This window comes from Pseudomonas sp. NPDC089407, from assembly GCF_044900445.1.
In the GTDB taxonomy this organism is placed as follows: domain Bacteria; phylum Pseudomonadota; class Gammaproteobacteria; order Pseudomonadales; family Pseudomonadaceae; genus Aquipseudomonas.
In genome coordinates this window covers 93385-116918 of record NZ_JBJDNB010000020.1, presented here as the reverse complement: position 1 = coordinate 116918, position 23534 = coordinate 93385, and the positions used below count along the sequence as shown (strand labels likewise).

General features: G+C 62.5%; 25 protein-coding genes. 1 reads left to right on the top strand and 24 read right to left on the bottom strand.

The features are described 5' to 3' along the window. Positions 1–246 precede the first annotated feature (246 nt). From ACI2KG_RS16945 to trmJ, 21 genes are all read right to left on the bottom strand, one after another. Positions 247–1038, bottom strand: coding sequence for an amidohydrolase (locus ACI2KG_RS16945; RefSeq protein WP_404662638.1), 792 nt, complete (start codon positions 1036–1038; stop codon positions 247–249). Next, complete coding sequence (locus ACI2KG_RS16940) at positions 1026–2174, bottom strand: pyridoxal phosphate-dependent aminotransferase (protein ID WP_404662637.1); 1149 nt, start codon at positions 2172–2174, stop codon at positions 1026–1028. Before ACI2KG_RS16940 ends, ACI2KG_RS16945 begins: the two co-directional genes overlap by 13 nt. 118 nt (positions 2175–2292) lie before the next feature. Continuing rightward, positions 2293–3756, bottom strand: a complete 1464-nt coding sequence (der, locus tag ACI2KG_RS16935) for a ribosome biogenesis GTPase Der (protein WP_019472658.1) — start codon at positions 3754–3756, stop codon at positions 2293–2295. A 116-nt stretch (positions 3757–3872) separates the two neighbouring features. Then, positions 3873–5015, bottom strand: a complete 1143-nt coding sequence (gene bamB, locus ACI2KG_RS16930) for an outer membrane protein assembly factor BamB (protein ID WP_404662636.1) — start codon at positions 5013–5015, stop codon at positions 3873–3875. After that, the gene (locus ACI2KG_RS16925) at positions 5016–5657 is read right to left on the bottom strand and encodes a tetratricopeptide repeat protein (RefSeq protein ID WP_201198632.1); all 642 of its coding nucleotides are present in this window, start codon (positions 5655–5657) and stop codon (positions 5016–5018) included. A 38-nt stretch (positions 5658–5695) separates the two neighbouring features. Continuing rightward, entirely contained in the window at positions 5696–6985 is a 1290-nt protein-coding gene (gene hisS / locus ACI2KG_RS16920) for a histidine--tRNA ligase (RefSeq protein ID WP_404662635.1), read from the bottom strand. Between the two features lie 25 nt (positions 6986–7010). Beyond that, entirely contained in the window at positions 7011–8120 is a 1110-nt protein-coding gene (gene ispG / locus ACI2KG_RS16915) for a flavodoxin-dependent (E)-4-hydroxy-3-methylbut-2-enyl-diphosphate synthase (protein WP_110744926.1), read from the bottom strand. A gap of 3 nt (positions 8121–8123) precedes the next feature. After that, positions 8124–9161 (bottom strand): RodZ domain-containing protein, encoded by a 1038-nt coding sequence (locus ACI2KG_RS16910; protein ID WP_400615252.1) that lies wholly within the window; start codon positions 9159–9161, stop codon positions 8124–8126. Next, a complete protein-coding gene (pilW, locus tag ACI2KG_RS16905) occupies positions 9158–9919 on the bottom strand; it encodes a type IV pilus biogenesis/stability protein PilW (protein ID WP_404662634.1) in 762 nt (253 codons plus the stop codon). Before pilW ends, ACI2KG_RS16910 begins: the two co-directional genes overlap by 4 nt. A gap of 14 nt (positions 9920–9933) precedes the next feature. Beyond that, complete coding sequence (rlmN, locus tag ACI2KG_RS16900) at positions 9934–11079, bottom strand: 23S rRNA (adenine(2503)-C(2))-methyltransferase RlmN (protein ID WP_404662633.1); 1146 nt, start codon at positions 11077–11079, stop codon at positions 9934–9936. A gap of 28 nt (positions 11080–11107) precedes the next feature. Next, positions 11108–11533, bottom strand: coding sequence for a nucleoside-diphosphate kinase (ndk, locus tag ACI2KG_RS16895; protein WP_023533373.1), 426 nt, complete (start codon positions 11531–11533; stop codon positions 11108–11110). Between the two features lie 88 nt (positions 11534–11621). Beyond that, positions 11622–11822 carry a Fe-S cluster assembly protein IscX gene (iscX, locus tag ACI2KG_RS16890; RefSeq protein ID WP_003248529.1) on the bottom strand — a complete coding sequence of 67 codons (201 nt, stop codon included), beginning with the start codon at positions 11820–11822 and terminating at the stop codon, positions 11622–11624. A gap of 10 nt (positions 11823–11832) precedes the next feature. Continuing rightward, positions 11833–12174, bottom strand: a complete 342-nt coding sequence (gene fdx, locus ACI2KG_RS16885) for an ISC system 2Fe-2S type ferredoxin (RefSeq protein ID WP_027913689.1) — start codon at positions 12172–12174, stop codon at positions 11833–11835. 3 nt (positions 12175–12177) lie between these two features. Continuing rightward, a complete protein-coding gene (gene hscA, locus ACI2KG_RS16880; RefSeq protein WP_404662632.1) occupies positions 12178–14040 on the bottom strand; it encodes a Fe-S protein assembly chaperone HscA in 1863 nt (620 codons plus the stop codon). Positions 14041–14082: 42 nt separating this feature from the next. Beyond that, positions 14083–14604, bottom strand: coding sequence for a co-chaperone HscB (hscB, locus tag ACI2KG_RS16875; protein WP_003248535.1), 522 nt, complete (start codon positions 14602–14604; stop codon positions 14083–14085). 8 nt (positions 14605–14612) lie between these two features. Further along, on the bottom strand, positions 14613–14936 hold the full coding sequence (gene iscA, locus ACI2KG_RS16870) for an iron-sulfur cluster assembly protein IscA (RefSeq protein ID WP_060511418.1): 324 nt from the start codon (positions 14934–14936) through the stop codon (positions 14613–14615). 28 nt (positions 14937–14964) lie between these two features. Next, positions 14965–15351 (bottom strand): Fe-S cluster assembly scaffold IscU, encoded by a 387-nt coding sequence (gene iscU, locus ACI2KG_RS16865; protein WP_003248539.1) that lies wholly within the window; start codon positions 15349–15351, stop codon positions 14965–14967. 47 nt (positions 15352–15398) lie between these two features. Continuing rightward, a complete protein-coding gene (locus ACI2KG_RS16860; protein ID WP_201198613.1) occupies positions 15399–16613 on the bottom strand; it encodes an IscS subfamily cysteine desulfurase in 1215 nt (404 codons plus the stop codon). 46 nt (positions 16614–16659) lie between these two features. After that, positions 16660–17151: a Fe-S cluster assembly transcriptional regulator IscR gene (iscR, locus tag ACI2KG_RS16855; protein WP_008092572.1), complete on the bottom strand. Its 492-nt coding sequence runs from the start codon at positions 17149–17151 to the stop codon at positions 16660–16662. Positions 17152–17330: 179 nt separating this feature from the next. Continuing rightward, positions 17331–18116, bottom strand: coding sequence for a serine O-acetyltransferase (cysE, locus tag ACI2KG_RS16850; protein WP_201198612.1), 786 nt, complete (start codon positions 18114–18116; stop codon positions 17331–17333). Between the two features lie 3 nt (positions 18117–18119). Further along, positions 18120–18875: a tRNA (cytosine(32)/uridine(32)-2'-O)-methyltransferase TrmJ gene (gene trmJ, locus ACI2KG_RS16845; RefSeq protein ID WP_404662631.1), complete on the bottom strand. Its 756-nt coding sequence runs from the start codon at positions 18873–18875 to the stop codon at positions 18120–18122. Positions 18876–19026: 151 nt separating this feature from the next. Here trmJ and suhB point away from each other — a divergent pair, with 151 nt between their 5' ends. Continuing rightward, positions 19027–19845 carry an inositol-phosphate phosphatase gene (suhB, locus tag ACI2KG_RS16840; protein WP_003248548.1) on the top strand — a complete coding sequence of 273 codons (819 nt, stop codon included), beginning with the start codon at positions 19027–19029 and terminating at the stop codon, positions 19843–19845. 219 nt (positions 19846–20064) lie between these two features. On the opposite strand, the gene ACI2KG_RS16835 is transcribed toward suhB, so the two are convergent. From ACI2KG_RS16835 to secD, 3 genes are all read right to left on the bottom strand, one after another. Beyond that, on the bottom strand, positions 20065–20607 hold the full coding sequence (locus ACI2KG_RS16835) for a glycine zipper 2TM domain-containing protein (protein WP_400615234.1): 543 nt from the start codon (positions 20605–20607) through the stop codon (positions 20065–20067). Between the two features lie 120 nt (positions 20608–20727). Beyond that, positions 20728–21636: a protein translocase subunit SecF gene (gene secF, locus ACI2KG_RS16830; RefSeq protein WP_404662630.1), complete on the bottom strand. Its 909-nt coding sequence runs from the start codon at positions 21634–21636 to the stop codon at positions 20728–20730. A 10-nt stretch (positions 21637–21646) separates the two neighbouring features. Next, complete coding sequence (gene secD, locus ACI2KG_RS16825; RefSeq protein WP_404662629.1) at positions 21647–23509, bottom strand: protein translocase subunit SecD; 1863 nt, start codon at positions 23507–23509, stop codon at positions 21647–21649. Positions 23510–23534: the final 25 nt, after the last annotated feature.

The following is a 23534-nucleotide window of genomic DNA, read 5'->3' as shown; positions in this document are numbered from 1 at the left end:
TCAAAATGTCAGCGCCACCGCAGATCTGGAGCCATACATCTCATGTTTGCTGCGCGACAGCGCAGCCCGGAAGGGCTGGGTGATCTCCCACAGGTCCTGCACAAGTCTTCAGGCCTGTGGAGTACCTGTGGGAGCTGGCTTGCCGGCGATAGGGCCCTGACAGGCAACACAAGACAGTTTCCCCCTACAGGTATTGTGGGATACCTGTGGGAGCGGGCAAGCCCGCGAAGAGGCCCCAACAGGCTGTCAGTGGAGCTCGAAGGTATCAGCATCCAGGTTTGCCGGGAACTTGGCCCGGTACGCCGCCAGCTCCGCCGCGCTCAACACCGCAGTAAACACGCCGTCAGCCTCCCCGGCACTGAGCAGGCTCTCACCCTGGAAGTCCAGCACCTGGCTGTCACCCGAGTACGCAAAGCCCTTGCCATCCGTCCCCACCCGGTTAACCGCCGCCACATAGCACAGGTTCTCGATCCCCCGCGCCGGCAGCAAGCGGTTCCAGTGCTGACGGCGTGCAGCCGGCCAGTTGGCGGTGTACAGCAGCAGGTCGGTGTCCTGGGCATCGCGGCTCCACACCGGGAAGCGCAGGTCGTAGCAGATCAGCGGGCGAACCCGCCAGCCCTTGATCTCGAACTGCACCTGACGCTCGCCGGGGGTGTAGTGCTTGTGCTCACCGGCCATGCGGAACAGGTGGCGCTTGTCGTAGTGCAAGATCTCGCCATCCGGGCGCGCCCACAGCAGGCGGTTGCGATGGCTGCCATCGGCGGCCTGGATAATCACGCTACCGGTGATCACCGCGTTGTACTTCTTCGCCTGGGTTTTCAGCCATTTGTAGGTCGGGCCGTTCTCCGGCTCGCACAGGCTTTCCGACTGCATGGAAAAACCGGTGGTGAACATTTCCGGCAAAATCACCAGGTCCACTTCGCCCACCTGCTCCAGCAACACCTCGAAGTGCGCATAGTTGGCCTCGCGGTCATGCCAGGCCAGGGTGGTTTGCACCAGGGCAACTTTCAGGTTCGGCAGTGTGCTCAGATCGCGCATAGTTTTTCCGCTGCCTGACGCAGCGTCTCCTCTCGTTTGGCAAAGCACAGGCGCACCAGGCGTTGCTCGGGGATGGGTTGCTGGTAGAACACCGACACCGGAATGGTCGCTACGCCGTGCTCACGGGTCAGCCACAGCGACATGTCGACATCGTTCAGGTCCGGGCGGATTTGCGAATAGTCCACCAGCTGGAAATAGGTGCCCGCCGTGCGGGTAAAGCTGAAACGCGAACCTTCCAGCAAGCCGCAGAACAGGTCGCGTTTGGCCTGGTAGAAGGCCGGCAACTCATCGATATGTGCCGGGTGCTCGGCCATGAAATCGGCCAGCGCGCACTGCAACGGCGTCACCCCGCAGAAGTTGACGTACTGGTGCACCTTGCGCAGCTCGGCGCTCAGCGCTGGCGGGGCGATCACGTAGCCGGTCTTCCAGCCGGTAACGTGGTAGGTCTTGCCAAATGAGCTGACCACGAAGGCGCGTTGGTACAGCTGCGCGTGGGCCAGCACGCTGGCGTGGCGCACGCCGTCAAAGACCAGGTGCTCATAAACTTCGTCACTGACCAGGCAGATATCGCGGTCGGCGATCAGCCGGGCCAACTGGTCAAGGTCTTCGCGGGTAATCAGTGCACCACTGGGGTTGTGCGGCGAGTTGAGGATGACCATGCGCGTGCGCGGGCTCAGCGCGTCGCTGAACTTCTGCCAGTCGATACGGAAGTCGTTGTCACTCAGCTGCACATGCACGCAGCGGCCACCGGCCAGCTCCACGGACGGTTCGTAGCTGTCGTAGCAAGGGTCGAAGACGATCACCTCGTCACCGGCCTGCACGACCGCCTGGATGGCGCAGAAGATCGCCTCGGTGGCGCCGGGGGTGATGGTCACTTCCTGGTCGGCGTCCACCCTGGCCCCGTACAAGCGCTCGACCTTGGCTGCCACCTGCTGGCGCAGGGCCGGCAGGCCGGTCATAGGCGAATACTGGTTATGCCCGGCAGCCACATGCCGGCCCACTGCATCGAGCAGGGCCTGCGGACCGTTGAAGTCGGGGAAACCTTGCGAAAGGTTGAGCGCGCCAGTCTGCACGGCGAGCTGGGACATGGTGGTGAAGATGGTCGTGCCGACATTCGGCAGTTTGCTGCGGATCATGGAGCCCTCTTTCCTGGGGACTGAGAGCTATAAGCTACAAGCTTCAAGCCACAAGAAAAAGCGGCATGGATCACCCTCTGCTCTTTCTTGCAGCTTGTAGCTTGTAGCTTGCCGCTAATCAGCGCTTGTCGCGGCGCTTCTTCTCGGCCTTCTTGTGGTGCGACATCAAGCGGCGTTTCTTGTTGACCTGGCGGTCGGTAAGGGTGTTTTTCTTGCCCTCGTACGGGTTCTCACCGCCCTTGTACTCGATGCGGATCGGCGTACCGACCAGCTTCAGCACGCGTCGGTAGGTGTTTTCCAGGTAACGCGAGTACGACTTGGGAATGCTCTCGGTCTGGTTGCCGTGGATCACGATCAGCGGCGGGTTGGCACCACCGAGGTGGGCATAGCGCAGTTTGATGCGGCGGCCGTTGACCAGCGGTGGCTGGTGCTCGCTGACAGCATCTTCGAGGATTTGCGTCAGGCGGCTGGTTGGCCAGCGGGTCACCGCCGAGGTGAACGCGGCCTGCACCGACTTGTACAGGTTGCCTACGCCGGTGCCGTGCAAGGCGGAGATGAAGTGGATGTCGGCGAAATCGACGAAGAACAGCCGGCGCTCCAGCTCGGTCTTCACGTAAGCGCGCTCACCCGGCTCCATGCCATCCCACTTGTTCAGGGCAATGACGATGGCGCGGCCGGCCTCAAGGGCGAAGCCCAACAGGTTCAGGTCGTGGTCGACCACCCCTTCACGGGCGTCCATGACGAAGATGACGACGTTGGCGTCCTTGATCGCCTGCAACGTCTTGACCACCGAGAACTTCTCGACTTCCTCGTGGATCTTGCCGCGCTTGCGCACACCGGCGGTGTCGATGAAGGTGTACTTGTCGCCGTCACGTTCGAACGGGATGTAGATACTGTCACGGGTAGTACCCGGCTCGTCGTACACCACCACGCGCTCTTCGCCGAGCATGCGGTTGACCAAGGTCGACTTGCCCACGTTCGGGCGGCCGATGATGGCGATCTTGATGCCATCCTTCTCGCTTGGGCCAGGAATGCGCACGGCCTCCTCGCCTTCTGCGACGTCCTGGTCGAGGGCTTCTTCCTCGGCGTCACGCGGCAGGTGACCCAGCACGGCTTCCATCAGGGCGCTGATACCACGGCCCTGGGAGCCCGCCACCGGAATGGCGTTGCCCATGCCCATGGGCGAGAACTCGGCACGTGCAACATCGGGGTCGATGTTGTCGATCTTGTTGGCGACCAGAATCGCCGACTTGTTGCGCTTGCGCAGGTGCTCGGCAATCATCTGGTCGGCGGCGGTCATGCCGGCGCGGGCGTCGACCAGGAACAGCACGTAGTCGGCTTCCTCAATAGCCATCAGCGATTGCTCGGCCATTTTCTCATCCATGCCCACTTCGTCACCGGTGATACCGCCGGTGTCGATCAGGATGAAGGAGCGACCCTGCCAGCTGGCATCACCATACTGGCGGTCACGGGTCAGCCCCGACAGGTCACCGACGATAGCATCGCGGGTCTTGGTCAGGCGGTTGAACATGGTGGATTTGCCGACGTTCGGGCGGCCCACCAGGGCAATTACGGGAACCATCGGCTCTCCACTCTCGAATTCTTGAAAATGCAAAGGCCGCTGCAAGGCAGCGGCCGGGGTACGGGCGGCGTGTCCTACGCCGCGGCTTGAAGCCCGCCAAGGCTTCAAGCATAGCTTCAGCGGATGGTCAGTGCCTCGAGCTTGCCGCTGTTGCCGAAGACATAAATGGTGTCGCCGACCACAAGTGGGCGGGCGCGCAGGCCATCGCTGTCGATACGCTCACGGCCAACAAAGCGGCCATCGACCTGGCTCAGCAGGTGCAGGTAACCTTCAAAGTCGCCTACAGCCACGTAGCTGGAGAACACTTCCGGTGCCGACAACTGGCGACGGGCCATGGTGTCGTTGCTCCACAAGGCGCTGGAAGAGCGCTCGTCGACGCTTTCGACGGTACCCGATGCTTCGCTGACATACACGTTGCCGTAGCCCTGGGCGACGCCCACGTAACTGGAAGCATCGCGCTGCCACAGCACACGGCCACTTTCCAGGTCCAGGCCCGCGACGCGGCCCTGGTAGGTGCTGACGTACAGGGTTTCACCGGACAGCAGCAGGCCACCATCGATGTCGACCACACGGTCCAGCTCGGAACGGCCTTGCGGAATGGCCACACGGCTTTCCCACACTGGCACACCGTTGTTGATATCCACCGCCACCACCTTGCCGGTGGACAGGCCGGCGACAGCCAGGCGGTTGGTAGCGATCGGTGCACCGGTACCACGCAGGGTCAGTACGGCCGGGGTGTTTTCGTAGATCCAGCGGCGGTCGCCAGTGGCGGCATCCAGGCCAATCAGGCGGTCATCCTGGGTCTGCACCACCACCACGTCACCATTGTTGGCAGGCGGGGCCAGTACTTCACTGGTCACCCGGGAGCGCCAGCGCTCTTCACCGGTGCTGGAGTCCAGGGCAATCACTTCGCCCTTGAGGGTGCCGAGCATGACCAGGCCGTAGCCTACGCCAACCGCGCCGGAAACCTGCAGCTCCAGGTCCTTCTTCCACACCACGTCACCGGTGATGCGGTCGAGGGCAAAGACTTCGCCGTTGACGTCGGAAGCGTAGATACGGTCGTTCTCGATGGCCGGTACCAGGGTGTTGTAGGTTTCACCCTGGCCGTCACCAATCGAACGGCTCCACTGCTTCTTCAGCACCACTTCCTCGGTGAACTTGGTCAGCTCGGCCGGGGGCAGTTCCTTCTTGCTGTTGCTGCTGCAACCTGCGGCCAGTACGGCCAGGGTCAGCACTGCTGCATGTTTCCAACCGATCACTTACGCGTCCCCTTTGGCCAGGTCATCCAGCTTCAATTGCAGGCCACCGACCGCCGCGTCATCGGACAGCGCAGCCTTGGCTTTCTCGTAAGCGCTGTGTGCGTCGTCAGCGCGACCCAGCTGTACCAGCAGGTCACCCTTCAACTCTTCACGGCTGGCCAGGAAGGCTTTGTCGGCATCGCCGTCAAGCAGCTTGAGGGCATCCTCGGCCTTGTTCTGCGCGGCCAGCACACGGGCCAGACGCTGGCGCGAAATCTCGCCCAGGGTCACATCGGCCGGCTTGTCCAGCACGCTTTTCAGCTCGGCAGCGGCGTCGTCGAGCTTGCCGCTGTCGACCGCGACCTTGGCCACGAACAGGCTGCCGTACTGGGCGTATGCGGTACCACCGAAATCACTCTTGAGCTTGCCGGCCAGTTCCGCCACCTTGGTGGTATCTGGCTGGCCAGTCGGCGTCAGGCTGGTTTCAAGCAACGCCTGATACAGCTGCGAGGCGCCTTGCGACTGGTTGTTCTGGTATTTGTGCCAGGTGTTCCAGCCCAGCACCACCACGCCAGCCAGCAATGCGCCGGTCAGCAGCGGCTTGCCGTTGCGGTTCCACCAGTCCTTGACCCCTGCCAGGTCATCATCATCGGTACTCGACACCCCAATACTCCTTTTCGCCTATTCGTTGTTGAACCGCGTTACGCCTGCGCGATCGCGGTTTCCAGGTGCCCTGCAAGAGCATCCCAGGCAATGTTCTGTTGTTCGCCCTGGCCACGCAGGGGCTTGAAGCCGATTTCCTGCCTGGCCAGTTCATCGTCACCGAGGATAAGGGCAAACAGTGCGCCGCTCTTGTCGGCCTTCTTGAACTGGCTCTTGAAGCTGCCACCCCCAGCGTTGACAGCCAGGCGCAAACCCGGCAAGCGGTCGCGCAGGCCTTCGGACAGGCGCAGGCCAGCCAGCTCGGCCTGTTCGCCAAAGGCGCACAGGTAGACGTCGACGGTGCGGCTGATCGACTCGGGTACTTTACCCAGGGTTTCCAGCAGCAGGATCAGGCGCTCGATACCCATGGCGAAACCAACGCCCGTGGTCGGCTTGCCGCCCATCTGCTCGACCAGGCCGTCGTAGCGGCCACCGGCACACACGGTGCCCTGGGCGCCAAGCTTGTCGGTCACCCACTCGAACACGGTCTTGCTGTAGTAATCCAGGCCACGTACCAGCTTGGTGTTGATCACGAACGGAATGCCGGCAGCGTCCAGGCGGGCCTTAAGGCCCTCGAAATGCACGCGCGACGCTTCGTCCAGGTAGTCTTCCAGTTTCGGCGCGCCGACCAGTACCGCCTGGGTGTTCTGGTCCTTGCTGTCGAGGATGCGCAGCGGGTTGCTCTTCAGGCGGCGCTGGCTGTCTTCGTCCAGTTGCTCCAGGCGCGCCGAGAGGAACTCGACCAGCGCGTCACGGTAGCGGGCACGGGCTTCGCTGGTGCCCAGGCTGTTGAGCTCCAGCTTGACCGCGTCCTGGATGCCCAGCAGGCCCCACAGGCGCCAGGTCAGCATGATCAGCTCGGCATCGATGTCCGGGCCGTCCAGGTTGAACACTTCCACGCCAATCTGGTGAAACTGGCGGTAGCGGCCCTTCTGCGGGCGCTCGTGGCGGAACATCTGGCCGATGTACCACAGCTTCTGCACCTGGCCATTGCCGGTGATGCCGTGCTCCAGCACTGCGCGCACGCAGGCGGCGGTGCCTTCAGGGCGCAGGGTCAGCGAATCGCCGTTGCGGTCCTCGAAGGTGTACATCTCTTTTTCGACGATGTCGGTCACTTCACCGATCGAACGCTTGAACAGCTCGGTGAACTCGACGATCGGCGTGCGGATCTGGCTGTACCCGTAGGTGTCCAGCAGGCCGGCCACGGTGCCTTCGAAGTAGCGCCACAGCGGCGACTGTTCTGGCAGGATGTCGTTCATGCCACGGATGGCTTGCAGCGATTTGCTCACGAAAAGTCCTTACGAATTCTGTGTGTCAGCCACGGGCGATCAGCGCCGCGTCAGCTTCGGCCTTTTCGGCCGCTTTCTGGCGGATGAGCTTTTCCAGCTCATCGACCAGGTTGTCATTGGTCAGCTTTTGCGCCGGTTTGCCGTCGATGTAGATCAGGTTCGGCGTACCGCCGGTCAGGCCTACATGGGCTTCCTTGGCTTCACCCGGGCCGTTGACCACACAACCGATCACCGCCACGTCCAGCGGCACCAGCAGGTCTTCCAGGCGCCCTTCCAGCTCGTTCATGGTCTTGACCACATCGAAGTTCTGCCGCGAGCAGCTCGGGCAGGCGATGAAGTTGATGCCACGCGAACGCAGGTGCAGCGACTTGAGGATGTCGTAGCCGACCTTCACTTCTTCGACCGGGTCGGCCGCCAGCGAGATACGGATGGTATCGCCAATGCCTTCGGCCAGCAGCATACCGAGGCCGACGGCAGATTTCACCGTCCCCGAACGCAGGCCACCGGCTTCGGTGATGCCCAGGTGCAGCGGCTGCACGATCTGCTTGGCCAGCAGGCGGTAGGCTTCGACGGCCATGAACACGTCGGAGGCCTTGACGCTGACCTTGAAGTCCTGGAAGTCCAGGCGGTCGAGGTGCTCGACATGGCGCAGGGCGGACTCGACCAGCGCTGCCGGGGTCGGCTCGCCGTACTTCTTCTGCAGGTCTTTTTCCAGGGAACCGGCGTTAACCCCGATACGAATCGGGATACCGCGGTCGCGGGCGGCATCGACCACGGCGCGCACACGGTCTTCACGGCCGATGTTGCCCGGGTTGATGCGCAGGCAGTCGACGCCAAGCTCAGCCACCCGCAGGGCGATCTTGTAGTCGAAGTGGATGTCGGCGACCAGCGGCACGCTGACCAGCTGCTTGATCTTGCCGAACGCTTCGGCGGCGTCCATGTCCGGCACCGATACCCGCACGATGTCCACGCCGGCATCGACCAGGCGCTGTATTTGCCCCACAGTGGCGGCCACATCGTTGGTGTCGGTGTTGGTCATGCTCTGCACCGCGATGGGCGCATCACCGCCCACCGGCACATTGCCGACCCAGATTTTGCGGGATTCGCGACGTTTGATCGGAGATTCGCCGTGCATGACTTACTGTCCCAACTTCAGGCGAGCAGTCTCGCCACTGGTGAACGGGGCAACATCGACGGCCTGGCCGTTGTAGCTGACCTGGGCGCCACGGGCAAAGCCCAGGCGTACCGCGAACGGCGGCTTGCCGGTCAGCTCGAGGTTGTCCCCCTTGCGCTTGACGGCGCTGAACAGCACCTTGCCGTTGCCGTCGGAAACCTGGGTCCAGCAATCGGCGGTGAACTGGATGGCGACCTTGGCGCTGCCGGCCGGCACTGCGGCAGGCTCGCTGGCGGTTACCGGCGCTGCAGGTGCCGCAGGCACAGCAGCCGCCGGCGCCGGGGTAGCCGGTGCTACCGGAGCAGGCGTGGCCGCAGGTACGCTGGCAGTTGGCTGTACCGGTGCCTGCTGGGCAGGTGCCGGCGTAGCGGCTGCGGCAGGTGCCGGGCTCGCCGCTACCTGTTCGCCAGCAGCGGCCGGTTGCTCGGGGGCGCCCTGTGCCAACGGCAGCGGTGCAGACTCAGGCTGCTGGCCCGCGGTAACGGCTTGGTCTTCAGGCTCATCAAGCGGGTGAATCTGGGTGGTGCCGTCGGCGCTTTCGACCTCGACGTGCTCCAGGGCGATCTTGGCCAGGTCCTTGCCACGCAGGCTGCCCTGGTCCTGCCACCAGACAAAGCCACCCCCCACCACGGCTACCAGCAACAACAGGCTGACGCCGCGCAGGATGTTGTGCGACAGACGCACAGGCTCTTCGATACGGCCCAGCGAATGCACTTCGCTGCCTTTGGCGTGGGTGCCGGTGTAGCGGTCGAAGGCATCGACCAGGGCGGCCTGGTCGAGGTCCATCAGCTTGGCATAGGCGCGAATGTAGCCACGGGCGAAAGTATGCCCGGGCAGCTTGTCGAAGGCGCCGGTTTCCACGTGGTTCAACGAACTGACAGTGAGGTTGAGCTTGCGGGCCACCTCGGCTTGAGACCAGTCCCGTTTCTCACGGGCCAGGCGCAAAAGCTCACCGGGGTTCTGGCCAGGCGCTACGGCTACTTCGGGATGCGCGGCGTTCATCGTTGCTCCGACAGGTATTGCTGATATTCCGGCGTACCGGGATAAAGTCGTTGTAATTGCTGGCCCGTTTCGGCCAGTGCGCCCTGCTCGTCGAACACCCTGGCAAGGCGGCTACCCAGCAGCAGGCTACGGGCATCGTGTTCGCTCAACTGGCTGAAACGATCGTAGTAGTCCCGGGCCGGCACATAATGCCCGTTTTCGTAGGACAACTCAGCCATTTCCAGCAATGCTTTCGGTTGCCGCTGGTTGAGTTGCAACGCTTTCAACAAATAGGCGTGCGCCTGCTCGCGGCGCTCGAGCCTCAAGGCGGTCAGGCCAAGGTTCTCGTACACGCGCGAGCGCTCAGGATACAGGGTATCGGCACTGGCCAGGCGAAACATCTGCTTGGCCTCGGCAAATCGCCCCTGAGCATAAAGGAAACTGCCGTAATTGTTGCGAATTCGCGTGTCTGCGCCGCTAATTTGCAGGGCTTTGCGAAAATGCGCTTCGGCCAGTGCCGGCTCGCCTTCAGCCTGGAACATCAAGGCCAGGGCGGCGTGCGCGTTGGCGTCGGTGCTGTTCAGGGCCAGGGCCTTGCCCAGTGGCACTTTGGCCTGCTCGGTCAAACCCTGTTGCAAATAACCCAGGCCAAGCTGCACATAAGCCTGCCCCGCCTGCGCCCTGCCCTGGCGGTTGGCCAGTGGGTCGCTCGCGCCGCCCGACACGCAGCCGGCCAGCAGCGAAAGCGCAAGGATCGACAGCGCGGCGCGCAGGCTCATGGGCAAGGTCCCGGTCAGTGGCTGGCGGCGCTGTCTTGCAGCTCGACGTCCGCGGAAAGCTGGCGCACGGCGATGTAGCGCTCGCTGCGGCGGGTACGGTCGTTGACCTGGCCAACCAGCTGACCACAGGCGGCGTCGATGTCGTCGCCCCGGGTGGTACGGGTGGTGACGTTGAAACCACCGTGGTGCAGCAGGTCCTGGAAGCGACGAATGGCGTTATTGCTCGGCCGCTCGTAGCCCGAGTGCGGGAACGGGTTGAACGGGATCAGGTTGATCTTGCACGGTACGTCGCGCAGCAGCTCGATCATCTGCGCAGCGTGCTCCGGCTGGTCGTTGACGTCCTTGAGCAGGGTGTATTCAACGGTCAGCACACGCTTGCCACCCAGGGTGGCCATGTAGCCCATGCACGATTCCAGCAGCATTTTCAGCGGGTACTTCTTGTTGATCGGCACCAGCTGGTTGCGCAGCGCGTCGTTCGGCGCATGCAGCGACAGGGCCAGCGACACGTCGATGTGCTTGGCCAGTTCGTCGATCATCGGTACCACGCCCGAAGTGGACAGGGTGACGCGACGCTTGGAAATGCCATAGCCCAGGTCATCCATCATGATTTTCATGGCGGCGATGACGTTGTCGAAGTTCAGCAGGGGCTCGCCCATGCCCATCATCACCACGTTGGTAATCGCGCGGTCGACTTTGGCAGGAACGGTCCCGAAGGATTTGTTGGCAAGCCACACCTGGCCGATCACTTCGGCGGCGGTGAGGTTGCTGTTGAAGCCTTGCTTGCCGGTGGAGCAGAAGCTGCAGTCCAAAGCACAGCCGGCTTGCGACGACACGCACAGGGTGCCGCGATCGTCGGTAGGAATGTAGACGGTCTCGACGCAGCTGCCGGAGGCAACGCGGATCACCCATTTGCGGGTGCCGTCGGCGGAAATGTCTTCACTGACCACTTCCGGGGGGCGAATCTCGGCAACGGCCTCGAGCTTTTCGCGCAAGACCTTGCCTACGTTGGTCATGGCCGCAAAGTCGGACACGCCAAAGTGGTGAATCCATTTCATCACCTGGCCGGCACGGAAGCGCTTCTCCCCGATAGAGTCGAAGAACTGTTCCATTTCCGGCTGGGTCAGGCCCAACAGGTTGATTTTGCCAGTAGATGTCGTCATGGATTCACCCTCACCCGTAAGCTTTCGCTTAGCGAGTGGTTACCTCGGTAGCAGCGAAGAAGTAAGCGATTTCGCGAGCAGCAGCAGCTTCGGAGTCCGAACCGTGAACGGCGTTGGCGTCGATCGACTCGGCGAAGTCAGCACGGATGGTGCCGGCAGCAGCTTCTTTAGGGTTGGTAGCGCCCATCAGCTCACGGTTCTTGGCGATGGCGTTTTCGCCTTCCAGCACCTGAACAACAACCGGACCGGAAGTCATGAAGGCAACCAGGTCACCGAAGAAGCCGCGCTCGCTGTGCTCAGCGTAGAAGCCTTCGGCTTCGGCTTTGGACAGTTGCTTGATTTTCGAGGCAACGATTTTCAGGCCGGCTTCTTCGAAGCGGGTGGTGATCTTGCCGATGACGTTTTTGGCTACTGCGTCAGGCTTGATGATCGAGAAAGTACGTTGAACAGCCATGGAAAACTCCAGAATATGAGTGTTACGAAAAATTAAACCCGCGAATTATACGCGGGTTTCAGGGGATTGCCTAACCTGCACATGACGCTTAGTCGGCTTCGTCGATCCAGGCAGCCTGGATAGCCTCAAGCACTTTCTCACCGCCGCGTGACGGATCGTCGCTGAATTCTGGCAATGCCAGCACCCAGCGGTGCAGGTCGACGAAATTCACATAACGAGGATCGACCTCAGGCTTGCTTTCTGCAAGCTGGATTGCGATCTCAAGTACATCAACCCATTTCAGACTCATGTACAGGCCCTCAGTGCGGTGCTTCGGCAGCGTGGTTCAGCGAATACTTGGGGATCTCGATGGTCAGGTCTTGGTCGGCGACCACCACCTGGCAACCCAGGCGCGATTGCGCCTCCAGGCCCCAGGCCTTGTCCAGCATGTCTTCTTCCAGCTCGTCAGCCTCTTCGAGCGAATCGAAGCCCTTGCGCACGATGCAGTGGCAAGTGGTACAGGCCTTTACACCACCACAGGCGCTTTCCATCTCGATGTGATGGTCGTGGGCCAGCTCCAGGATGTTGGTCCCGGCAGGCACTTCCACGGTCAGGCCTTCGGGGCAGAACTTCTCATGCGGCAGGAAAGTCACCAGCGGCATCGATTACTCCTCGATCTCATTCAGGTTGCGCCCGGCCAGTGCGGCTTTGACCGTCGAATCAAGGCGACGGGCGGCAAATGCGTCGGTCACCTGCGACAGACGCTTGGTCTGTTGCTCGATGGCTGCGCCATCGGTGCCCGTCAGCAAATCACGTAGTTCTTGCATCTGGAATTCGATGGCGTCGCGCTCGTCACTGCTAAGCAGGCGTTCGCCGTCGGCGTCCAGGGCGCCCTGTACCGCTTCGAGCAGGCGCTCGCCGTCCACCTGGTGCTCGCGCAGCTGGCGGGCATGCTTGTCGGAACCGGCGTGTTCGAACGAGTCCTTGAGCATGCGGGCGATTTCGCCGTCGGTCAGGCCGTAGGACGGCTTGACCTGGATGCTGGCTTCCACGCCCGAACCCAGCTCGCGCGCGGCGACGCTGAGCAGGCCGTCGGCATCGACCTGGAAGGTAACGCGGATTTTTGCCGAGCCGGCGACCATGGCCGGGATGCCGCGCAGTTCGAAGCGGGCCAGCGATCGGCAGTCGCTGATCAGCTCGCGTTCGCCCTGCAGCACGTGGATCATCATGGCCGTCTGGCCATCTTTATACGTGGTGAATTCCTGTGCACGGGCCACCGGAATGGTGGTGTTGCGTGGAATTACCTTCTCCATCAGCCCGCCCATGGTCTCAAGGCCAAGCGACAGCGGGATGACGTCGAGCAGCAGCAGTTCGCCACCTTCGCGGCGGTTGCCGGCCAGGGTGTCGGCCTGGATGGCGGCACCAATGGCCACCACCTGGTCGGGGTCGATCGAGGTCAGCGGGGTACGGCCGAACAGCGCGCCCACGGCTTCACGCACACGCGGTACGCGGGTCGAACCACCGACCATGACCACGGCACTGACTTCCTCCAGCTCCACGCCACTGTCGCGCACGGCGCGGCGGCAAGCCTTGAGGCTGCGAGCGACCATTGGCTCGATCATGGTTTCGAAAGCGGCACGGCTCAGCTCCCCTTGCCAGGCGCCATGGCTGACACTGACCACATCGGCGTCGGTCAGGGCTTCCTTGGCGGCGCAAGCAGTTTGCAGCAATGCGCGCTGGGTAGCCGGGTCCAGATCGGACGACAGCCCGGCCTGCTCGATAATCCAGCCGGCAATGGCGTGGTCGAAGTCGTCACCGCCCAGGGCGGTATCGCCACCGGTGGCCAGCACTTCGAACACGCCAGCCGTCAGGCGCAGGATGGAGATATCGAAAGTACCGCCGCCCAAGTCATAGATGGCCACCACGCCTTCGGCGTTCTGGTCCAGGCCGTAGGCCACGGCAGCTGCAGTCGGCTCGTTGAGCAGGCGCAGCACGTTCAGGCCTGCCAGGCGCGCAGCGTCCTTGGTGGCCTGGCGCTGGGCATCGTCGAAATAGGCCGGCACGGTGATCACCGCCCCCACCAGCTCGCCACCCAGCGTCGCTTCGGCCCGTTCACGCAGCACTTTGAGGATATCGGCAGACACTTGTACCGGGCTTTTCGGGCCCTGCACGGTGTCGATGAACGGCATGTGCGACTCACCGCCAACAAAGCGGTACGGCAGTTGCTCGCCCAGTTGCTTGACGTCGGCCAGGCCGCGCCCCATCAGGCGCTTGACCGACAGCACGGTGTTCAGCGGGTCGCTGGAAGCGGCTTCACGCGCGCCCTGCCCCACTTCAATGCGCCCGTCGAGGTAGCGCACCGCGGACGGCAGAATGACGTTACCCTGCGCATCAGGCAGGGGCTCGCTGCGGCCGCTGCGCAATGCAGCGACCAGAGAGTTGGTGGTACCCAGGTCGATCCCCACCGCCAGGCGGCGCTGGTGCGGCTGAGGGCTTTGACCGGGTTCGGCAATCTGCAGTAGGGCCATGCTTATCTGAATACCTTAGGTGTCATCACGGGCGACACCGGGTTAATCGTCGAGGCGCTCTTCCAGTTGGCGCACTTCTTGGGCGAGCTTGTCGAGGAACTGCATGCGGCGCATCAGGCGCTCGGCCTTGTCGCGCTCGCCTGGGGCATCCCAGCAGGCGGCAAAGTCCTCGTTCAGCGTGTCCTGGGCGGCCTTAAGGCGCTTCTTGAACACGCCGACACCGTCAAGGTCGGCTTCGTCCTGCAACTCTTCGAGCTCTTCGCGCCACTGCATCTGCTGCAACAGGAAGTCCGGGTCATGGACCGTGACTTCCTGAGGCACTTCGTGGCCGCTGATAGCCAGCAAGTAGCGGGCGCGACGCGGCGCACTGCGCAGGGTCTGGTAGGCGTCGTTGAGGGCTGCGGACTTTTCCAGCGCTACCCGCTGCTCGCGCTCGGAGGCGTCGGCAAAGCGGTCGGGATGGACTTCGCGGGCCAGCTCGCGATAGCGAGTGGCCAGCTTGTCGAGATCCAGGCGGAAGCTTGGCTGGAGGTCAAACAATGCGTAATGACAAGGAGTACCCACAGCCAGCCTCAAACGTTGAAGCTTTCGCCGCAGCCACATTCACCGCGCACGTTGGGGTTGTTGAACTTGAAGCCTTCGTTCAACCCTTCCTTGACGAAGTCCAGCTCGGTACCGTCGAGGTAGACCAGGCTCTTGGGATCGATGATCACCTTCACGCCATGGTTCTCGAACACGGTGTCTTCGTCCGCCAGTTCGTCGACGAACTCCAGCACGTAGGCCAGGCCCGAGCAACCGGTGGTGCGCACGCCCAGGCGAATGCCCTCACCTTTGCCGCGCCCGTCAAGGGAGCGGCGAATGTGGTTGGCGGCGGCTTCTGTCATGCTGATAGCCATCAGGACTCCTTACCTTGCAACAGGCGACTTAGATCAAGCCTTTCTTCTGCTTGTAATCGCGTACAGCTGCCTTGATGGCATCTTCGGCGAGTACCGAGCAGTGAATCTTGACCGGCGGCAGCGCCAGTTCTTCGGCCAGCTGGGTGTTCTTGATGGTTTCGGCTTCGTCCAGGGTCTTGCCCTTCATCCACTCGGTGGCGAGGGAGCTGGAAGCGATGGCCGAACCGCAGCCGTAGGTCTTGAACTTGGCGTCTTCGATGACACCCTGCTCGTTGACCTTGATTTGCAGACGCATCACGTCACCGCACGCAGGGGCGCCGACCATGCCGGTACCGACATCCGGGTCCTCGGCATTCATCTTGCCGACGTTGCGTGGGTTTTCGTAGTGGTCGATGACCTTTTCACTGTATGCCATGGTGCTATTCCTTCCTCATCAGGGGAGCCGCTCTTGCCGGCGACTGCTTAGTGGGCGGCCCACTCGATCTTGGAGATATCGACGCCGTCTTTGTACATGTCCCACAGCGGCGACAGTTCACGCAGTTTGTTGACGGCCTCGCAGACTTTCTGCGCGGCGTAGTCGACTTCTTCTTCGCTGGTGAAGCGGCCGAAGGAGAAGCGGATCGAGCTGTGCGCCAGCTCGTCGTTGCGGCCCAGGGCGCGCAGTACGTACGACGGCTCGAGCGACGCGGAGGTGCAGGCCGAACCGGACGATACGGCGATGTCCTTCAGCGACATCAGCAGCGATTCGCCTTCGACGTAGTTGAAGCTCAGGTTCAGGTTGTGCGGAACGCGGGCAGTCTGGCTGCCGTTGACGTACAGCTCTTCAAGGTTGGAGACCTGCTTGAAGAAGCGGTCGCTCAGGGCCTTGATGCGCACGTTTTCCGCGGCCATTTCCTGCTTGGCGATGGCGAAGGCTTCGCCCATGCCGACGATCTGGTGAGTCGGCAGGGTGCCCGAACGCATGCCGCGCTCATGGCCACCGCCGTGAATGATGGCTTCAAGGCGTACGCGAGGCTTGCGGCTGACGTACAGCGCGCCGATGCCTTTCGGGCCGTAGACCTTGTGCGCCGAGAACGACATCAGGTCGACCTTCAGCTTTTGCACGTCGATTTCGACCTTGCCGGCCGACTGGGCGGCGTCAACGTGGAACAGCACGCCGCGCGAACGGGTCAGTTCACCGATGGCGGCGATGTCGTTGATCGAGCCGACTTCGTTGTTCACGTGCATCAGCGAGACCAGGATGGTGTCGTCACGCAGTACGGCTTCGACCATGGCCGGGGTGACGATGCCGTCTTCGCCTGGCTCAAGGTAGGTGACTTCGAAACCTTCACGCTCCAGCTGGCGAGCGGTATCCAGGACCGCCTTGTGCTCGATCTTGGAGGTGATGATGTGCTTGCCCTTGGTCTGATAGAAGTGCGCGACACCTTTCAGCGCGAGGTTGTCGGACTCGGTAGCACCGCTGGTCCAGACGATTTCACGCGGGTCGGCGTTGATCAGCTCGGCAACCTGGCGGCGACCGTTCTCGACCGCTTCCTCGGCCTTCCAGCCGAAGACGTGGGAGCGCGAAGCCGGGTTACCGAAGTTCCCGTCAACCAGCAGGCATTCGGCCATCTTCTGGGCGACGCGTGGGTCAACCGGAGTGGTCGCGGAGTAATCGAGGTAGATCGGCAACTTCATTTGTCTCTCCTATCAGGCGGTGGCGTCGCTCGTCGTCCCTGGGGGATCAATCGACGGCAGACGTCTCAATCTTGTCCAGCTGGGCGGTTCGGCCTGCGACACGACGCAGGTCCTGGCGCTGGGCGACTTCCTGCACCTCACGGCGCATGACGAGGTCGGCCAGGCTGATGCCGCTGAGGAATTCATGGATCTGCTGGCTGAGGTCGCACCACAGGTGGTGGGTCAGGCAGGTATCACCGGCATGGCAGTCCCCGAGGCCCTGGCAACGGGTGGCATCGACGGACTCATTGACCGCGTCGATGACCTGGGCCACCTGGATGGTTTCCATGCCCCGCGACAGCTGGTAGCCGCCACCTGGACCGCGCACGCTGGAAACCAGGCTGCTGCGGCGCAGCTTGGCGAACAGCTGTTCCAGATAAGAGAGGGAAATGCCCTGGCGTTCGGAAATGTCGGCCAAAGACACCGGCCCATGCTGCGCGTGCAACGCCAGGTCAAGCATGGCAGTCACGGCGTATCGGCCTTTGGTAGTCAGTCGCATGGCTATTGGGTACCACGGGAGTTTCGGGATGTGTGCGAGTATGCGATTCCCGAGCATTTAAGTCAACTATTAGACCTACTGCTTTAGTCGGGTTTGCATCGGGGAGGCGGGCGCGATTGTAGCAGACAAGGGGCGCGATCACACGCCCCGTATGTCACTATGATTTCAGCGCGGCGCAATCAATGCGACTGAGTGTCGCGCTGAGCCACCTGGGCAACTTCGGTGAAGTCATCGTCCGGCAAGGCCGGCAGCTCCTTGGCACAGTAGTCACTGCCCATCTTGGTCAGCGCCCCACACATACCCTCCAAGCGCTCGTCGACGGCCTGCAGGTGGTCAAGCATCTGGCCGATGGCACGCGCCACCGGGTCGGGCATGTCGCCACTGACACCGTAGGCATCGAAGCCGATCTTCTCGGCCATGGCCTTGCGCTTGGCTTCGACTTCGCTGTCTTCGCTCTTGACGATGATCCGCCCGGGGATGCCCACCGCCGTGGCGCCCGCCGGCACCGCCTTGGTCACCACCGCATTGGAGCCGATCTTGGCCCCGGCACCGACGGTGAACGGGCCCAGCACCTTGGCCCCCGCCCCTACCACCACGCCGTTTTCCAGGGTGGGGTGGCGCTTGCCCTTGTTCCAGCTGGTGCCGCCCAGGGTCACGCCCTGGTACAGAGTGACGTCGTCGCCGATCTCGGCGGTTTCGCCAATGACGATGCCCATGCCATGGTCAATAAAGAAGCGCCGGCCAATGGTGGCCCCCGGATGGATCTCGATACCGGTCAGCCAACGGCCGAAATTCGACACCAGCCGGGCCAGCCACTTGAAATCGCGCTTCCATAGGGCATTGCCCAGGCGGTGCAGCCAGATGGCATGCATGCCGGGGTAGCAGGTGAGCACCTCGAAGGCATTGCGCGCAGCCGGGTCACGGTGGAATACGCTTTGAATATCTTCACGCAGGCGTTCAAACATCTGTCAGTCCTTCCGTTTATGCGGCTCGCCCCGGACCACTTTCTGGGTCTCGGTAAGGATGCCGCGCAAAATGCTCACTTCCGTCCGCTCGACCGCCACCCGCCCATACAACCGGCGCAGGCGCGGCATCAGGTGCTTGGGCTTTTCCGGGTCGAGGAAGCCGATGCCCACCAGGGTTTTTTCCAGGTGGTCGTAGAACAGCTCCATTTCGTCCATGGTCGCCAGCTCGCTGGCGTCAACCTTCTCGACCTTGCCCGGTGCCGCACCGGCAGCCAGCCAGGCCATGCGCACCTCGTAGGAGAGCACCTGCACGGCGGCAGCCAGGTTCAGCGAGCTGAAGTCGGGGTTGGAGGGAATGTGCACGTGGAAGTGACATCGCTGCAGTTCTTCGTTGGTCAGGCCGGCATGTTCGCGGCCGAACACCAAGGCGATTTCTTCGCCGCCATTGGCATGCTCCACCGCCTTGTCGCCGCACTCGCGCGGGCCGATCAACGGCCAGGGAATGCTGCGCTCGCGGGCGCTGGTGCCCATCACCAGGTTGCAGCCGACCAGTGCCTGTTCGAGGCTGTCGACCACCTGGGCGTTATCCAGTACATCGTCGGCGCCCGAGGCACGGGCACTGGCCTCCGCGGCGGGGAATTCTTTCGGCTGCACCAGCACCAGACGCGACAAGCCCATGTTTTTCATGGCACGCGCAGCGCCGCCGATGTTGCCGGGGTGGCTGGTATTGACCAGAACAACACGAATATTTTGCAGCAAGGTGTTGTGCTCACAGATGCAGGAATCAGGGCCATCGATCTTACAGAACCGACAGACGTAACGCCATGAAAGCAAATGTGACACTTCTGCCGCCAAAGTTTTCTGCTAGAATGATCGGCTTTCTTCTTTAACATCTCCAGGTGACCCGCCCATGCAGCCTATGCTGAATATCGCCCTGCGCGCCGCTCGCAGCGCCAGTGAACTGATTTTCCGCTCCATCGAACGCCTGGATAGCATCAAGGTCGATGAGAAAGAGGCCAAGGACTACGTTTCCGAAGTCGATCGCGCTGCCGAGCAGAGCATCGTCAACGCCCTGCGCAAGGCCTACCCGAACCACTCCATCCAGGGCGAAGAAACCGGCCTGCACGCGGGTAGCGGCGAAGAGGGCAAGGATTACCTGTGGATCATCGACCCGCTGGACGGCACCACCAACTTCCTGCGCGGCATCCCGCACTTCGCTGTCAGCATCGCCTGCAAATACCGTGGTCGCCTTGAGCACGCCGTGATCGTCGACCCGGTTCGCCAGGAAGAATTCACCGCCAGCCGTGGCCGTGGCGCCCAGCTCAACGGCCGCCGCCTGCGTGTCAGCTCGCGCACCAGCCTGGAAGGCGCCCTGCTGGGTACCGGCTTCCCGTTCCGTGACGGCCAGATGGCCGACATGGACAACTACCTGGGCATGTTCCGCGCCCTGACTGGCCAGACCGCCGGCATCCGCCGCGCCGGCTCCGCCAGCCTGGACCTGGCCTACGTGGCCGCCGGCCGTTTCGACGCCTTCTGGGAGTCGGGCCTGTCCGAGTGGGACATGGCAGCGGGCGTGCTGCTGATCCAGGAAGCCGGTGGTTTGGTGAGCGACTTCAACGGTGGCCACGACTTCCTCGACAAGGGCCACATCGTTGCAGGCAACATCAAGTGCTTCAAGGCCGTATTGACCGCTATCCAGCCGCACCTGCCAGAAAGCATGAAGCGCTAAGCGCGGATTGCCGGCAAACAAAAAGCACCCCTCGGGGTGCTTTTTTGTGCCTGAAGTTAAACGCCCCAAGGCTTGCGCGATCCTTGTAGGAGCGGCCTTGTGTCGCGAAAGGGCCGCGAAGCGGCCCCAGCAATTCCTGATATGGCCTAAATCCCGGGGCCGCTACGCGCCCCATCGCGCCGCAAGGCCGCCCCTACACAGAGCAGACCGCGTTCGGCTTTACTGGCCAGCTTCGCTCAGGATCAGCTTGCCATTCTTGTCCACCGGAATGGTCGACCCCGGCTCGCGGTCCATCTTAACCTGCCCCACCTGGTCACCAATGGTGTACTTCACGTTGTAGCCCACCACTTTTTCACTGATGTCGTTGACCGTGTTGCAGCGGGTTTGCGTGGTGGTGTAGGTGTCACGCTGCTGCATGCCTTCCTGCACCTTGTTACCGGCATAACCACCACCGACCGCACCGGCTACGGTGGCGATCTTCTTACCGGTACCACCACCAATCTGGTTGCCCAGCAGGCCGCCGGCAAGGGCGCCTACCACGGTACCGGCGATCTGGTGCTGGTCCTTGACCGGCGCCTGACGCGTCACCGCGACGTCCTTGCACACCTCACGCGGGGTTTTTACCTGTTGCTTGATCGGCTGCACGTCGGTGACCTGGGCGTACTCAGGCCCCTTGTTGACCAAGCTGTAGGTCGCGACAGCACCTCCGGCAGTCACACCGACAGCACCCAGTACCGCACCCACCAGCATTGATTTGTTCACGTGGACCTCCTGATCGTACCAGCGGGTATCAACCCGCGCTTCTCCCAGCCTTGGAGCAAAAAAAAAGGCGCGAGTTCAATACTCGCGCCTTTCGGGCTGCCAGACGGCGATGGCTAACCGTTATGGACGGTCATCCACACCCTCGGCCTTGACCGGTGGGATCAGGTCTTCGCTGTTCAGGTTCAGCCAGATCAGTACCACGTTGGCGATGTAGATCGACGAGTAGGTACCGGCCATGACGCCGATGAACAGGGCCAGCGAGAAGCCGAACAGATTGTCACCGCCGAAGAACAGCAGCGCAGCAATGGCCAGCAAGGTCGAAACCGAAGTCGCGACGGTGCGCAGCAGGGTCTGCGTGGTGGAAACGTTGATGTTCTCGATCAGCGAGGCCTTGCGCATGACGCGGAAGTTCTCACGCACCCGGTCGAATACGACGATGGTGTCGTTCAGCGAGTAACCGATGATCGCCAACACTGCTGCCAGTACCGTCAAGTCGAAGGTGATCTGGAAGAACGACAGGATACCCAGGGTGACCACCACGTCGTGGATCAGCGAGATGATCGCGCCCACGGCGAACTTCCACTGGAAGCGGAAGGCCAGGTAGATAAGGATGCCGCCCAAGGCCAGGAGCATGCCCATGCCGCCCTGGTCGCGCAGTTCTTCACCCACCTGCGGGCCGACGAACTCGACACGCTTGAGCGTGGCCGGGTTGTCGCCGCCAGCCTTCTGCAGCGCGGCAGCTACCTTATTGCCCAACTGCGGGTCATCGCCCGGCATACGCACCAGCAGGTCGGTGGTAGCGCCAAAGCTCTGCACCACCGCCTCGTGGAAGCCGGAATCGACCAGCTCGGCACGCACTGCCTTGAGGTCGGCCGGGCGCTCGTAGGTCAGCTCGATCAGCGTACCGCCGGTGAAGTCCAGGCCGAAGTTCAGACCCTTCTGCCACCAGCTGAACAGCGCCAGCACGGTGAGGAGCACGGTAATGGCGAACGCAACGTTGCGCACGCCCATGAAGTTGATGGTTTTCATCGCAGCTCCCTCAAACCCACAGCTTCTTGATGTCACGCCCGCCACAGGTCAGGTTGACCATTGCGCGGGTCACCATGACGGCGGTGAACATCGAGGTGAAAATCCCGAGGGACATGGTAACCGCAAAGCCCTTGACCGGGCCGGTACCCATGGCGAACAGGATGCCGCCGACCAGCAGGCTGGTCAGGTTGGCGTCGATGATCGCGGTGTAGGCGCGGTTGAAACCTTCGTGGATGGCGCGCTGTACCGACATGCCGGCTTTCAGCTCTTCGCGGATACGCGAGAAGATCAGCACGTTGGCGTCCACCGCCATACCCATGGTCAATACGATACCGGCAATACCCGGCAGGGTCAGGGTGGCGCCCAGCAGCGACATCAAGGCCAGCAGCAGCACCATGTTGCCCGCCAGGGCGATGGTGGCGATCACGCCGAAGCCGCGATAGATGGCAATGATGAACAGCGAGACGAACAGCATGCCCCACAGCGACGCATCGATACCCTTGGTGATGTTGTCGGCACCCAGGCTTGGACCAATGGTACGTTCTTCAGCGAAGTACATTGGCGCGGCCAGACCACCGGCACGCAGCAGCAGGGCCAGCTCGGACGATTCGCCCTGGCCGTTCAGGCCGGTAATGCGGAACTGGCTGCCCAGCGGCGACTGGATGGTCGCCAGGCTGATGATTTTCTTCTCTTCGACGAAGCTTTGTACGGCAACGTCCTTCTCGACGCCGTCGACGGTCTGCTTGACGTAGCGGGTGACCGGTTTCTGCTCGATGAAGATCACCGCCATGCTGCGACCGACGTTGCTACGGGTAGCGCGGCTCATCAGCTCGCCACCGTGGCCATCCAGGCGGATGTTCACCTGCGGGCGACCGTGTTCGTCGAAGCTGGCCTGGGCGTCGGTAACCTGGTCACCGGTGATGATCAGGCCGCGCTCGACCGGGGCGGAACGGCCGCCTTCACGGAACTCGAACACCTCGGTAGTGGCCTTGGACGCGCCCGGCTCGGCACCGAAGCGGAACTCCAGGTTGGCAGTTTTACCGAGGATACGCTTGGCTTCGGCGGTGTCCTGCACGCCTGGCAGCTCGACCACGATACGGTTGGCGCCCTGACGCTGTACCAGCGGCTCGGCCACGCCCAGCTCGTTGACGCGGTTGCGCACAGTGGTGAGGTTCTGCTTGATCGAGTATTCGCGGATCTCGGCGACTTTCGCCTGAGTCAGCGCCAGGCGCAGCACCGCAAGCTCGTTGCGTTCGGTGGTGGTCAGGTCGAAATCATTGAAATTCTTGCGGATCAGGGCACGTGCCTGTTCGCGGGTAGCATCGTCAGAGAAGCCCAGCATGATGCCGCCATCCTGCTGAGGCAGGCTGCGGTAGCGGATGCGCTCTTTGCGCAGCAAGGTCTTGACCTCGCCTTCGTAGACTTTCATGCGGGCCGTCATGGCCTTGTCCATGTCCACTTCCAGCAGGAAGTGCACACCACCGGACAGGTCCAGGCCCAGCTTCATCGGGCTTGCCCCCAGGTTGCGCAGCCATTGCGGGGTGGTCTGGGCCAGGTTCAGGGCCACGACGTAATCATCGCCCAGTGCCTTGCGCACCACATCCTTGGCTGGCAGCTGGTCTTCCTGGTTGGTCAGGCGGATCAGCCCGCTGCCCTTCTCACCCAGGCTAACGCCCTTGACGGCGATCTTGGCATCGACCAGCGCCTTGCTGACGCGATCGAGGTCGGCCTGGTTTACCTGCAGCGCCGAGCTGGCACCGCTGATCTGCACCGCCGGGTCATCCGGGTACAGGTTGGGAGCGGAATAAATGAAACCGACCACCAGTACCAGCACGATCAGTGCATATTTCCACAGAGGGTATTTGTTCAGCATCACGCCGCCCGTTCAAGACGCGGGG